Origin of the sequence: Sinanaerobacter chloroacetimidivorans, assembly GCF_018128545.1 — a bacterium.
In the GTDB taxonomy this organism is placed as follows: domain Bacteria; phylum Bacillota; class Clostridia; order Peptostreptococcales; family Anaerovoracaceae; genus Sinanaerobacter; species Sinanaerobacter chloroacetimidivorans.
The window spans coordinates 593,491-605,890 of the sequence record NZ_JAGSND010000001.1 but is presented as its reverse complement, the minus strand read 5'-3'; the positions used below and the strand labels follow the sequence as shown (position 1 = coordinate 605,890).

17 protein-coding genes and 1 pseudogene are annotated in these 12,400 nt (G+C 37.0%); 16 read left to right on the top strand and 2 right to left on the bottom strand.

Annotated elements, in window-relative coordinates:
- Window positions 1-483 precede the first annotated feature (483 nt).
- From KCX82_RS03000 to KCX82_RS02930, 15 genes and pseudogenes are all read left to right on the top strand, one after another.
- Window positions 484-1,395 (top strand): pseudouridine-5'-phosphate glycosidase, encoded by a 912-nt coding sequence (locus tag KCX82_RS03000; protein ID WP_227016950.1) that lies wholly within the window; start codon window positions 484-486, stop codon window positions 1,393-1,395.
- 198 nt (window positions 1,396-1,593) lie between these two features.
- Window positions 1,594-2,259, top strand: coding sequence for an SAF domain-containing protein (locus tag KCX82_RS02995; RefSeq protein ID WP_227016949.1), 666 nt, complete (start codon window positions 1,594-1,596; stop codon window positions 2,257-2,259).
- A complete protein-coding gene (locus tag KCX82_RS02990; protein ID WP_227016948.1) occupies window positions 2,249-3,028 on the top strand; it encodes a P-loop NTPase family protein in 780 nt (259 codons plus the stop codon). The genes KCX82_RS02995 and KCX82_RS02990 overlap by 11 nt, the downstream gene beginning before the upstream one ends.
- Window positions 3,010-4,389, top strand: coding sequence for a CpaF/VirB11 family protein (locus tag KCX82_RS02985; protein WP_227016947.1), 1,380 nt, complete (start codon window positions 3,010-3,012; stop codon window positions 4,387-4,389). The genes KCX82_RS02990 and KCX82_RS02985 overlap by 19 nt, the downstream gene beginning before the upstream one ends.
- Window positions 4,376-5,338: a hypothetical protein gene (locus KCX82_RS02980; protein WP_227016946.1), complete on the top strand. Its 963-nt coding sequence runs from the start codon at window positions 4,376-4,378 to the stop codon at window positions 5,336-5,338. The genes KCX82_RS02985 and KCX82_RS02980 overlap by 14 nt, the downstream gene beginning before the upstream one ends.
- Before the next feature lie 20 nt (window positions 5,339-5,358).
- Window positions 5,359-6,057 carry a hypothetical protein gene (locus KCX82_RS02975; protein ID WP_227016945.1) on the top strand — a complete coding sequence of 233 codons (699 nt, stop codon included), beginning with the start codon at window positions 5,359-5,361 and terminating at the stop codon, window positions 6,055-6,057.
- 44 nt (window positions 6,058-6,101) lie between these two features.
- Entirely contained in the window at window positions 6,102-6,248 is a 147-nt protein-coding gene (locus KCX82_RS02970) for a hypothetical protein (protein WP_227016944.1), read from the top strand.
- Between the two features lie 35 nt (window positions 6,249-6,283).
- Entirely contained in the window at window positions 6,284-6,430 is a 147-nt protein-coding gene (locus tag KCX82_RS02965; RefSeq protein WP_227016943.1) for a hypothetical protein, read from the top strand.
- 12 nt (window positions 6,431-6,442) lie between these two features.
- Window positions 6,443-6,859, top strand: coding sequence for a BAR domain-containing protein (locus tag KCX82_RS02960; RefSeq protein ID WP_227016942.1), 417 nt, complete (start codon window positions 6,443-6,445; stop codon window positions 6,857-6,859).
- Window positions 6,860-6,867: 8 nt separating this feature from the next.
- Window positions 6,868-7,368 (top strand): hypothetical protein, encoded by a 501-nt coding sequence (locus KCX82_RS02955; protein ID WP_227016941.1) that lies wholly within the window; start codon window positions 6,868-6,870, stop codon window positions 7,366-7,368.
- Between the two features lie 51 nt (window positions 7,369-7,419).
- Window positions 7,420-7,518, top strand: a pseudogene (locus tag KCX82_RS02950) (IS3 family transposase); the annotation flags it as partial.
- Window positions 7,519-7,785: 267 nt separating this feature from the next.
- Window positions 7,786-8,427 (top strand): hypothetical protein, encoded by a 642-nt coding sequence (locus KCX82_RS02945; RefSeq protein WP_227016940.1) that lies wholly within the window; start codon window positions 7,786-7,788, stop codon window positions 8,425-8,427.
- Between the two features lie 40 nt (window positions 8,428-8,467).
- Entirely contained in the window at window positions 8,468-9,040 is a 573-nt protein-coding gene (locus KCX82_RS02940; protein WP_227016939.1) for a hypothetical protein, read from the top strand.
- A 186-nt stretch (window positions 9,041-9,226) separates the two neighbouring features.
- Entirely contained in the window at window positions 9,227-9,757 is a 531-nt protein-coding gene (locus tag KCX82_RS02935; protein ID WP_227016938.1) for an RNA polymerase sigma factor, read from the top strand.
- Window positions 9,754-10,479 (top strand): hypothetical protein, encoded by a 726-nt coding sequence (locus tag KCX82_RS02930; protein WP_227016937.1) that lies wholly within the window; start codon window positions 9,754-9,756, stop codon window positions 10,477-10,479. The genes KCX82_RS02935 and KCX82_RS02930 overlap by 4 nt, the downstream gene beginning before the upstream one ends.
- Window positions 10,480-10,575: 96 nt before the next feature.
- Here KCX82_RS02930 and KCX82_RS02925 read toward each other — a convergent pair whose 3' ends face one another.
- A complete protein-coding gene (locus KCX82_RS02925; protein WP_227016936.1) occupies window positions 10,576-11,007 on the bottom strand; it encodes a hypothetical protein in 432 nt (143 codons plus the stop codon).
- A 198-nt stretch (window positions 11,008-11,205) separates the two neighbouring features.
- Here KCX82_RS02925 and KCX82_RS02920 point away from each other — a divergent pair, with 198 nt between their 5' ends.
- A complete protein-coding gene (locus KCX82_RS02920; protein WP_227016935.1) occupies window positions 11,206-11,727 on the top strand; it encodes a hypothetical protein in 522 nt (173 codons plus the stop codon).
- On the opposite strand, the gene KCX82_RS02915 is transcribed toward KCX82_RS02920, so the two are convergent.
- Window positions 11,711-12,400 (bottom strand): cyclic nucleotide-binding domain-containing protein, encoded by a 690-nt coding sequence (locus tag KCX82_RS02915; protein ID WP_227016934.1) that lies wholly within the window; start codon window positions 12,398-12,400, stop codon window positions 11,711-11,713. The two genes, KCX82_RS02920 and KCX82_RS02915, sit on opposite strands and share 17 nt — an antisense overlap.

Below are 12,400 nucleotides of genomic sequence, written 5' to 3'. Positions count from 1 at the left end.
GTCAGGCCACCCGTTAGTTAAATAAGATTATGTATTAGTACACTATGAAACTGTCAGCTTTAGTTTTTGCGAGCTTTTTTACCAAGCCGCAATGGCTGAACTTTGGATTTAAGAAAATATCCGAACAGGTTTCGTCTATGAGATAGGATGAAGATGAAGTTGTTTTTAATGATGGCATTCACGGCTGAGCCATAACCCGAAAACACCGATTATGGATTCTGTTTGTTTTTGGGGTTAAAAATAACGAATTGAGACCATATCATTAGAAACCTGTGAGTATTTTCGTGATACAAAGTCAGACCTTTGGCTTGTCAAAACCCAACTGTTTCGATTTGGCAGTTGAATGATTCGGTTTAAATACTAATAAATGAAATTTGACTAACTAATAAATATTATATTTACAAATAAGCCTCCCTAAAGTATAGTGTTTAATGAGTCATCAGCTAAAATGAAACAGTTTATAGATAGATTATGGAGGTTAATATGGATAATCGATATATAAGCATTTCAACCGAAGTGCAAGAAGCATTAAAAAGTAATAAGCCTATTGTTGCCCTGGAATCCACCATTATTTCTCATGGCATGCCATATCCGAAAAATGTGGAAACAGCAAATAATGTAGAAAAGATTATCAGAGAAAATGGTGCGGTACCGGCAACCATTTGTATCCTGGATGGCAAGATTGTTGTAGGTACCAATCATGAACAGATTGACTATTTGGGGAAAACCGGAGTTAAAATTCCAAAAGCGAGCAGGAGAGATCTGGCGGTATTGCTTTCGAAAAAAAGCGACGGAGCGACTACGGTAGCGACTACGATGATTGGGGCTTCTCTGGCTGGAATTAAGGTCTTCGCCACAGGCGGAATTGGAGGAGTTCATAGAGGCGCTGAGGTTACAATGGATATTTCAGCAGATTTGGAGGAGCTTGCAGATACTGAAATGATTGTGGTATGCGCCGGAGCAAAATCAATACTGGATTTAGGGCTTACTTTAGAATATCTAGAGACAAAGGGTGTTCCTGTCATTGGTTATCAAACAGAAGAGCTGCCTGCATTTTATACCAGGAAAAGTGGTTTTAAGGTAGATTACAATCTCGATACACCTCTGGAAATAGCAGAGGCATTCAAAGCTAAAATCGGTTTGGGGCTGAAAGGCGGCATGCTTATTACAAATCCTATCCCGGAAGAATTCTCCATGGATGCGAAAGTAATTAATGATGCAATTGAAAAAGCTGTAGCTGAGGCTAAAGATATTGGGGTACACGGTAAAGAAACGACTCCATTTTTGCTTGCTAAAATAAAAGAAATCACTGGTGGAGACAGCCTGGACTCTAATATACAGCTAGTCTACAACAATGCAAAACTGGCGGCTCAGATAGCCTGTGCCTTAAAATAATGTATTTTATTTCTATTAAATAGAAAATTAAGATCATAGAGGTATTCTGTTTTTATTAAATTCATACAGAATATCCTATGATTTTTTTTATTACTAAAATGTAAAAAAATGGTTGACATCCCAATTAAAAACTGTAAAATATAAATAACGAAATATGTAAATTTATGTATAATAAAGAAAAAGAAGGGAAGTGTGCGTTTGAGGAAAGCGAAAACATTCATAGGAATTCTGTTGATCATGATTTCTTTATTGGGGCTTTTTTTCTGGGAATTAAAAGGGAGAGACGCCGTCATGATGCAGGAAGTACTTGTCGCAAAAACAGACATCCAAATAGGAGAAAAGGTGAAGAACACCCAGTTTTCAACGGTTAAGCTGCCAAAAGAAAGTGTATTGAAGGATGCTCTGAAAGAAAAGGATTTATCCGGGATACAAGGAAAGGTTTCAACACAATTAATATTGAAGAATAGTCAAATATCCGTTCAATATTTTCGGCAGGATCAATTTTTCCTGGATCAGGATGAATCTATTTTTGTTCTTCAACCTGAATGGATCTCAATGCGAAGCAGTTCATTAAGGAGGGGGGATCTGGTAGATATTTACGGTGCTGACGAGCGGGGATTGATTGGAACTTATCGAGTTGCCTTTGTAAAAGACAGTACAGAAAGAGAAATCAGAGATACCGGTACAGGGGAAATCCCTGTTGAGGAAAATAAAATTCTGAATAGAACGGACAGCACCTCAACCATCAGTCATATTGAAATTATAGCAACTATCGAAGAATACGCAAAAATCCGTTCCTGCATAGAGGGAGAAATTCCCACGACGCTAATCATTGTACAAAGGAGTGATCGTTTTGATTCCTAATCTTTTTACCTTTCACGGGTCGGATCATAAAGTGGGAACTACCATGCTTTCCCTGTCAATCGCATCGGCTATTTCCAGATATCATCAGAATTTAAAGATATTGCAGATTTCCATGAATGGCAGGGAGAGTACTGAATATATAAGAGAAGCACCGGTTACCGTTGATACCTTGAAAATTCAAATTGAAAACCGTATGCTGCATGAGCAGGACTTCCTGAAAATATGTAAGCACAATGCAAATCTCTATGTCATGGCGGGCCCTTCCAATGAGCTGGAAGAAAGATTTTACTGCCCCGAGGGGGCGGCATACTTATTAGAGGAAATTTCACCGTACTTTGATATTGTCATTGCCGATAGCGGCAACGAAATCGATAATGGCTTAGCCATAGGTGCTTTGCAGTGCTCAAGGGATATCTTCTACATTGTCACGCAGCAGGAAACCAGCCTCAGCAGGTATGAGAAAAGAAAGGATATTTATGACAACGTAGGCGTTGTTTTTTCTGATCTCATTTTAAATAAGTATGTTGAACATGATTTCTATGATGCCGCATATGTTGCCGATCGAATGCAAAGTGAAGCCCAGAATGTGTGGAAGGTTTCCGCCTCCGATTATGCGAAACAGGCGGAGATGGAGCATATGACGCTGATTGACTATAAGAATGACAAGTTTATACAGGATATTGTTGAACTTTCTAACTGCATATTGTCAAAGAGCGGTCTACCTGAGATAAAGAAACAAAGGAAGAACATATGGAGAAGTTTTATTTAAGTGATTATCTCGTATCGCCCGGAAAAGATGCCGGTCATTCAGGAATGGATTTTAACCGGCTTTGCCAGAAGGTAAATGAAGAATTTTTAAGAGAATGGGAGGAAGGGAAAGAAAATGTTGATTCTGCGTTGCGGATTCAGAAAAAGGCAATTATCGGTTATGATCAGGAAGTTTCCTACTTTCGCAGCAGAATCAGGGAACTCGTGAAAAGTTACGGCTCGGAAAATGAGGTCTACCCGGAATGGTATAACAGTTTGGATGATGGAATCTATCATGAAAATTGGGGACTGGCCGGGATTGCAGAGTGGTTCTCTGAAAAGTATAGGGAAAGCAGTTCTGCAAAAATAATAGGAGACAGAATCTACTTCCTGGAAGATGGCCAAATGCGTCTGAAACCCCAGAGAATTCCTAAGGATAGAAGAGAACAGCTCATACGTGCGTTTCTTTTATTAACACCTGAAGAGAGACTGGATAAGGAATTTCATGAAATCTATATGCTGGACGGCACCAGGGTAACTATTTTCGGAGGAGCCATGACAAAACAGGGGCAGGATGTCATTATCTTTCGCAGATATATCATTCCAAGCTACAGCTTTGAGGAACAGGCAGCCAGGGGCACGATCCCGTTGGAATCCGTTCCCCTGCTGAAAGCTATGGTGGATATTGGATTTAATGTAGCTTTTACCGGTGCAGTCAGAACCGCGAAAACTACGTTTCTGTCTACCTGGCAAAGTTATGAAGATCAAAATCTGGAAGGCGTTATGGTTGAAACAGATCCTGAAATACCATTACATAAAATGATGCCGGATGCTCCCATCCTTCAGATAATTGCCGATAATGATAGGTTAAAACACATTTCAAAGAATTTGCTGCGCAGTGATGCGGATTATTTTATTCTCGCAGAGGCAAGGGATGGCATTGCCCTTGATACAGCAGTCAAAATAGCCAGCAAAGGCACAAGACGGATGAAAATTACCTTTCATGCCAGAGATCCCCTTGAATTCTGCTATGATGTTGCCGGTGAAATCGTAAAAAGCCTTGGCGGAGACTTAGGGACAACAGCTCAAAAAGTGGCTTCAAGTTTTGATTATATCTTTCATTTTATTCAATTAAAAAACAAAAATCAAAAACGCTTGAAAAGCATTTATGAACTGAGTTTGGACAGAGAAATGAGAAGGATACAATTGAAAGAACTCTGCAGATATGACACCAGACATCACATCTGGAAATGGAATAATGTGATCAGTAAAGAAAAAAAGCAGCTGGCGGTTGAGGAAAATTCTGAAGCGTATGAGACCTTTGCAAAAGAACTTGCCGGTTTATCCCATGAAAAAGAAAGGATCGGTGATGATGATAATTGATATTAAGAAAATTCATATAATCTTAATGCTTGTAAGTACTGCCATCTATATACTCTTTGTTTTGGGAGTAGGCTTGCTTTACTATGACAAATTAAGAAGAAGCTATACAAAGTTCATCATGAAAAAAAGGCTAAAAGCACGGAGAAGAGCTTTAAAACCTGAGAATCGATTAGAAAATCATTTGCGGAATGTCATGGTATCTTTGAAAAAACCCATTGAACCCAAACAGTTTATCCTTGCAACAATGTTTCTATTTCTTTTCATCGTATTTGTCGGTTTACAAACGGTTCCGTTAATCTCGGCAATTTGGATGGGAATCCTGATTTCTTTCATGCCATACCTTTTTTTAAGAGTTCGACTTGAGACCGTAAGACGGAAAGGAAGTTATGAAGGCGAACGGTTGGTCTCGGAATTCCTGACTCAATATAGAATATGCGGCTGCAACATCTACAGGACCATAGAGAAGGTAATCTTGTCTACTGAAGATATGAAGGTAAGCTGTAAGCTGCTGTTCAAGCTCCTTCTCGAACTCAGGAGTACAGGAAATACCAGGCTGATTAGGGAATCTACGGAACGCTTTGCTTACGGTATTCACACAAACTGGAGCAGAATGCTTGCTAATAATATCAGAATTGCAGCTGAAAGCGGAATGAATGTCACCCTTGCCCTGGAAGATTTACTGATACAGTTAAGAGATGCCAGAATCATTGCAGAGGAACGCAAACGACTAAATTCCGAATCTGCAAGAATCGTTGTCTTTCTTGTACCATTTATGTATATCGGAACTGCTTTTCTCTCAGTGAATTATATCGGAATGTCTATGAGCGGATTTCTGAAAAACCAGTTTTATACCGAACAAGGCTTTTTATTAATGCTTATGATCATATTTCTATTCCTGGCTAATTTGACCTTTATTGAGATTGTTACCAACCAGCGATTTGACTATTAAAAGAAATGAGGTATACACAGATGGCAGACTGGGACTTGTATATTTATCTGATGTTTACAATGTTAATGATCCTTGCAGTATTTCTGATCAAAAGTAATGGCAGCCTTGCCTGGAGTTTGAAAAGAAGGGCATATTTCAGAAAGGAAATGGCAGAACAGTTGAAAAAATACGGTAAGCTGCTGTTTCCTGCCGGGGAGTGGGGAAGAACTCCCATTGGATTTTTCAAAAGACTGATCCAGACCTTTAAAATGCAGAAGTACGAAAAAGAGATCTTTGAAGCGGTAACGTTTCTAAGGAATATGGCGGTTATTGGGAAAGGAAAAACCACCAGTACGGATTACGTTCTGGAAATGCTGGCAGAACATAGGGGGCTGCTGCAGCCTGTATATTTGCAAATGCTTAGCTATTTAAGGGTCAATCAAAAGAGCGAAGCCATTGAGTTCTTTGCAAGAAGGGTAAGCAGTAAAATCAGCAGGGATTTTGCCTGGTTTCTTATACAATGGGATGAGATAAATCCACAGGATTTGTCCGAGAATCTGTTCTCCTTTGAAAAGCGAATGAAAGAGATCAGATTAACCACGCAAAAGCATAGGGATGAAATAATCAGTGATCTTATTTATTTCCCGGTTGTTTTAAATATCTTTGTTATTTTTATCAATTTTATCTATGTTGCTTATTTTCTGGATCAGAAAGAAATGCTGCAACTCTTTTTACCGTAGCAAATTGACCCTATTTAAATTTTAGAATGAGAGGTGAGCGATCAATGAAACAAATCATCGTTATGATTGCCATGGTAATCCTTGGAATTGCCATCGCAGGGTTTGTAGGAGAATTCCGAGACAGTGCGGAAACATTGTCGGACAATGCAAATCAGCAGATTATGAGGATTACTTCCGGCGGAGCCCTATAAAGGCTCCTGCAGAATCTGTCAAAAGGAGGTTAGACATGAAGCAATACATTGTACTCTGCAGTACGATACTGCTTGGAATTGTAATTTATAATATGATTATGGGTCCTGAAGATGACTCTATTGTACATATCGTGGAAGCGGTGTGGGCTCAGGGAATTGCCATAAGAACCAATGCGCCGTAAAGGGGGATTCTAGTGAAACAATTAATCGTTTTAATGGGGGTGCTTCCGATTCTCTTAATATTTATGCTGCAGTACATGCTTGATCAAAAGAATCATGACAATATCGGACGACTCCAGGAATATGTATATTCTGCAAAGGAACAGGCGAAGCAGGAAGGGTGCTTTACTTCGGAAATAGAAAAAGATCTGATAGAAAAAATAAAAAAAGACTTTCAGATCAGCGAACAAGAAATAGAGGTTGTACTGGAGGACATTCCGCAATACAGGACAGGCCAGTTTGATGAACGGGAACTGATTTATTATAAAGTCTCGGTACCGATAGAAAAAATTATGGCAGGGAATCGCTTCTTCGGAATTCGTGATGAAGATAACCGCGGGATGTATACCATTGAAAGCTGGACAGCCAGTGAGTTACTTAATGATCGCTGAGGGATTTTATGAAGATTTTTATTATATTCTTAGGACTGCTGATGGTTCATATCAGCTTTCTGACTTATCAGGGAGATATGGGAAGATATGTACAGTCTCAGGTTTATCTAAAAGCGCTGGCTGAAGAGTGTGCTGCCGGGGCTGCTTTATATTATGAGGAAGAGGAATTTGCAGAGGGGAGAATGGTATTTGATTATGAGGAAGGTCATAAATATGTAGATTACCTTTTGAATAAAACAACGGAAAACATGCCGCTTCCAAAGAGCAGCCGCATTACCTATACCATTCATTTTGAAGATGATCTTCAGGGATATGAAGAGGGACTCACGGAATATGAGGAAAATAACCCGGGTCATCACCGGTTTGGCAGCGACATCAAAAACCCTTCGGTAACGGTGAAACTCACGGCAGATACGGGAGATTTATTTCGACTTGCCTTTTTAAAGATAGACCAGGTAACAAGAACAGCAAAATATGAGCTGCCCCATGCTTCTAATCCAATAATGTGAAGCTTTGGAAGGTTGCATATTTGTTTCCTGATTACCTTTTTTAATAAGGTCGATTCTTATATGCGCTGGTACAATGAAAAACGTATCAAAATATCACTCGGTGGGATAAGCCCACTGCAATATAGACATAGTCTAGGATTAGCAATTTAAGTCCAAGAAAACGTCGTCACCCCCCCTTGAATAAAAAACGGAACTTAGTTTTTCATTCAACCCAATTTTTAAAAATATAAAATAATTGAAACTTTTTTTGGAAAATCTTCCCCTTATAATTAGAAAGCATTTTTTAAAAGGGGAGGGGTTGTCATGTTTTGTTGAATCGTATCCTATTAAGGAATAAGTTGTCGTTAAACTAATCATCGTCTGTCAGTGAAAAATAATTTCTGCAGTTCGATGAATTCAACAAAAAGGAGAAAAGCTATGAAAAAAAATATTTTCTGTATTTTATTAATTATTTGCCTAATGCTCTCAATGAGTGTGGTTTCTTTTGCCGATACCAATGCCGAAACAATGATTCCTGGGCCACAACAAACCGTTCAAATTACGTATGACGAATATATTGCTTTAATGGCAGCAGCAAATGACTTGACCTTGCAGGAAGCTAAGGCTCTAGATGCAAGAGACTCACAAGTAAAGCTTGCGAAAATAAACAAATTAGATCCTAATACCGTAACTGCAGCTTCAACTCAATATTATAAAGCTTCAAAAACATTTACGTACAGTGGCAATTCGAATTTCAAAGCAAAGAGTGAAGCTACTATAAAACTTGTAGGTGCAGGTTCAATGTACTCAATTAGTGATGTTACTGCAGTCTGGACAATGGGTTCTAATGGTGTATATACATGGGAATGGCATGAGTCCAGCGCCTGGAAAAGTGGGATGACCGCAAGTAAAGTTGACCTTGGCGGATCAGGATACTTCACCATTACATATAATGTATCTGCAGGTGGTGGTATATCCGTTCCCGGATTTTCAGTTAGTGGATCCGTGGGAACAACCATTACATATACATCAAATTCTATGCAGATGTCGTGGACATGGTATAATCCATATGCCAATTAATAAAAATTAATTAAACCTATCCGTATTTGGAGGAAAATTTATGAAAAAAAGGATTATAATTATTTCCTTAATTTTATGTATGGTTTCCCTTTTCGGTTGTGCAGAGGAAAATAAACCTTCTGTAGAATTTCATCCATATCAAAAAATCATGCAGTTGGAAGCAACAATAGAGGCTCCTGATCCAAGTTGGATTGAGAAGATTAAGAATCAGCTCATCGACACGTATGGCTATAGTGAAGAGAATTCTGAAAAAATAATTCAAAAATCAAACTTTGAACGATACCAGTTGGAATATGCATCTATTCAAGATTACGACAATAATCAATACCCCTACCGTTTTATGGCTGATCTTGTGATATGGAAGTCTGAATCGCATTATGCTGTTTGTAGTATCAATAACAAAGCAACAGAGCCTTACGTTGATTCTATCGAAATAAAAGCAGAAGGGCCACAAGAGCCTTGGGTAGAAAATCTTATACTACCTAAAGTGCTGCCGATAAGTCAGGGTACCGAGATTACAATGGGGAGCCGGATTTCCTTCATTAAAGATGGTCAAAATATTGGTCCATTTACGGTAGTGCGAACATTTTACATCCCATATCCATCTATTTAGGGTCATGTAAAAAAATATTCAATTACAATTACTGTATTAATTCATATATGAATACAGCAAGGAGGCTGCAACATTTTTAGGTGTTGCAGTCTTTTTTAAATAAATAATGTAAGTGTTTGAAATAATAGGAAAAATATTGTATTATTATACTTAGATATAATATTAAATAATATATTTAGGTGTAATATGAAAGAAGATAAATTAAAACATAAATTATTTGAAGAGATTTGTAATATATACAGTAAAGATTTACAAAGATTTATTTATAGCTTAACCAGAAAAGATCAGTATGCTATGGAGGAGATCTTTCAGAATACTTTAATTGAAGCTTATCAAGGTCTTGAGAGACTAAGAGAAATTGATAAGATGAAATCATGGATTTACTCCATTGCTAAGGCTGAAGCAAGACGATATTATTCAAAGAATCAAAATGTATTATTTGTAAATGATATCGCCGAAAATATCCAAGATAATATATTCAATGAAAGTAACTTTGATGATTTTACAAAAATGATAGAGGATAAAGAACTGATAATATTATTATTAAATAAGCTATCCGAAGAAGAACAGCAAATTTACATATTACATTATTATTATGATATACCTCTAAAAGAGATATCAAAAATTCTTCATATTAATTACAATACTATAAAAACAACACACGTTCGAGGTTTAAGTAAGTTTAAAAAATTATTAGTAGAGGAGAAGTTCGAATGAATAATAACAAATATGAAGAATTAATCGGTAATGCTATAAAAAACACAATTGAAGAAGATTTTGAATTATTAGATTTTTATAAGGATATAAAATATGTAGAACCAAATCTATTTAATTACAACATAAAAAAATCACGTGGCCTAAAATATCTTGCTATAGCAGCATCAGTATTGATTCTTTGTTTATTATCCGGAACTCTTGCAATTATTATTTCTAATGGAGCAGTCAGTGCAACAGAATTTAAAATCGAAAAGAAGCTAGTGTTAATAAATAACTTATTCTCAAAAGGAAATGAAAATCATAAAAAATATGTTCAGGATGATACAATTGTACTGGATATTAAAGACTTAGACGAAATAGAAAAAGCAACTAATTTTTTCCCTGATTTATTCGAACTGAATAAAGTCCCTGATCGATATAATTTTGTATCATTAACGATTACAAAAACCGCTAAAGATGTATATAATGCTATTTACATTTATAATGATAATGAAGATAAGATACTAACGATAAGACAGCAATTCATACTAAAAGATGGATTCTCAATGAGTTTGGTGGGTGTGACTCATGAAATTGAAACTGAAGAGGGAACAATTTATGTATCAGAAGATCCGTTTGGAGATGGTGGAAATTCAGTCAATTATACTACGGAAGATTATTCAATCGATATAGCTGGAAGTGCCAGCGTAGATGAAATATTATCAATATTACAATATAAATAATAAAAGTAAGAAAAGACTATGTAATCATTATTTGCATAGTCTTTTTTGTCGTTCAAGCTATTTATAAACTTATGAACGATTACAAGTAAATACTTATTAAAAGATATTACTGTAAAATGTATTCTTATTTGTTAATCCGTTTGTAACATCAGTTATTTCAAGTTTTACCTTATAACGTTTAGCTTCTTTAACGGAGAAAGATGTACTAAAGCTATAAATAGAACAATTATAGCTTGTTTTTGTAACGGGAGTTACACTAGTAGCAATTAAGGAACCTGTTGATGAATCATATTCATACAAGGTTGCTTTTGTTGTTATTGAACTTGCTACATCTGTTAAGGATCCTGAAGCAGAAACCTTACCGGTAGTTGTTGTCGAGCGATTTGCAATAACTGAAATTGATGACACACTATTTACTATAACCTCTGACTCATTCAAATATGAAGATGCAAAGGCTATACTACCCATAGGTACTGTTAATGATAGCATTGTGAGAGCTAAAATTAGAAGTTTAAATGTTTTTTTCATAAAATTTCCTCCTTAAAAATAATCACTATATATGTAAGGGGGGAATTTTAAGAAAAAAGTTTCATTTATTATAAAATAAATGTAAATAACTAAATATGAATGTACGATATTGATGATGACAATTAGGAATTAATCCAAACTAACATGATACCTGGAAATGGAATAATGTGATCAGTAAAGAGAAAAAGCACCTGGCGGTTGAAGAAAATGCCGAGGCGTATCATTGCAGAGGAACGCAAATGGCTGAATTCCGAATCTGCAAGAATCGTTGTCTTCCTTGTACCATTTATGTATATCGGAACTGCTTTTCTCTCAGTGAATTATATTGGAATGTCTATGAGCGGATTCCTGAAAAACCAGTTGATGGTTCATATCAGCTTTCTGACTTATCAGGGAGATATGGGAAGATATGTACAGTCTCAGGTTTATCTAAAAGCGCTGGCTGAAGAGTGTGCTGCCGGGGCTGCTTTATATTATGAGGAAGAGGAATTTGCAGAGGGGAGAATGGTATTTGATTATGAGGAAGGTCATAAATATGTAGATTACCTTTTGAATAAAACAACGGAAAACATGCCGCTTCCAAAGAGCAGCCGCATTACCTATACTATTCATTTTGAAGACGATCTTCAGGGATATGAAGAGGGTCTCATGGAATATGAGGGAACTAACCAGGGTCATCATTGGTTTGGCAGCGACATTGCTTCTAATCCAATAATGTGAAGCTTTGGAAGGTTGCATATTCGTTTGGGTTCTGCCGCCTGATTGCTTCTATGTTTTTAATAACGTAATGAGTGCGGGAGCGTTTCTCCAGGATCCCATCTTTGCAGAGTTTATTGATCGACCTCAATAAATGGCGATAGCTGGTACCCAATAGTTCTGCGATTTCTGTAAGGTTATCCGTAAATTCATGGTTCTCGTTGGTCATATCAATATAGGCACATAAACGGGATTCTAAGGTATTCAAAATATTTGCTGCACTGTTTTTGGAGCATTGTTTCAGCTTGTTCGCAAGGGAAGTACCGATAAATCTCATGAACTCAACATTGTTTTTCAAAGCATCCTGACAGTAGATAAGGGGTATTCCGATACAGGTTACGGCAGTAATTGCGATAACATCGGATACACCTATATTGTCTGCCATCAATTCCACATCACCTAGAATGCTGCCGGGAGTATAAAAGCATTGTAATAAGGTTTTTCCATTTTTAGAAGTCATGCAAACCTTTGCTTTCCCATCCATTAAAAACAGCAGATAGTCCATAGGATTACCGCCGCTGCAAAGCCAGTCCCCTTTTTTATAATGCAGAAGAAAAGCCTGATCCTGGATAGATTCGGATAGTCCAAAGGAACCCAAGTACCTTTTTGCATCTGCTGAAAGTCGTTCAACGCTCAT

Excerpts from the sequence above, each read along its gene's own strand:
- KCX82_RS03000 (WP_227016950.1), top strand. The coding sequence starts at position 484 with ATGGATAATCGATATATAAGCATTTCAACCGAAGTGCAAGAAGCATTA.
- KCX82_RS02985 (WP_227016947.1), top strand. The coding sequence starts at position 3,010 with ATGGAGAAGTTTTATTTAAGTGATTATCTCGTATCGCCCGGAAAAGAT.
- KCX82_RS02980 (WP_227016946.1), top strand. The coding sequence starts at position 4,376 with ATGATGATAATTGATATTAAGAAAATTCATATAATCTTAATGCTTGTA.
- KCX82_RS02975 (WP_227016945.1), top strand. The coding sequence starts at position 5,359 with ATGGCAGACTGGGACTTGTATATTTATCTGATGTTTACAATGTTAATG.
- KCX82_RS02970 (WP_227016944.1), top strand. The coding sequence starts at position 6,102 with ATGAAACAAATCATCGTTATGATTGCCATGGTAATCCTTGGAATTGCC.
- KCX82_RS02965 (WP_227016943.1), top strand. The coding sequence starts at position 6,284 with ATGAAGCAATACATTGTACTCTGCAGTACGATACTGCTTGGAATTGTA.
- KCX82_RS02955 (WP_227016941.1), top strand. The coding sequence starts at position 6,868 with ATGAAGATTTTTATTATATTCTTAGGACTGCTGATGGTTCATATCAGC.
- KCX82_RS02945 (WP_227016940.1), top strand. The coding sequence starts at position 7,786 with ATGAAAAAAAATATTTTCTGTATTTTATTAATTATTTGCCTAATGCTC.
- KCX82_RS02940 (WP_227016939.1), top strand. The coding sequence starts at position 8,468 with ATGAAAAAAAGGATTATAATTATTTCCTTAATTTTATGTATGGTTTCC.
- KCX82_RS02935 (WP_227016938.1), top strand. The coding sequence starts at position 9,227 with ATGAAAGAAGATAAATTAAAACATAAATTATTTGAAGAGATTTGTAAT.
- KCX82_RS02930 (WP_227016937.1), top strand. The coding sequence starts at position 9,754 with ATGAATAATAACAAATATGAAGAATTAATCGGTAATGCTATAAAAAAC.
- KCX82_RS02925 (WP_227016936.1), bottom strand. The coding sequence starts at position 11,007 with ATGAAAAAAACATTTAAACTTCTAATTTTAGCTCTCACAATGCTATCA.
- KCX82_RS02915 (WP_227016934.1), bottom strand. The coding sequence starts at position 12,400 with ATGAGCGTTGAACGACTTTCAGCAGATGCAAAAAGGTACTTGGGTTCC.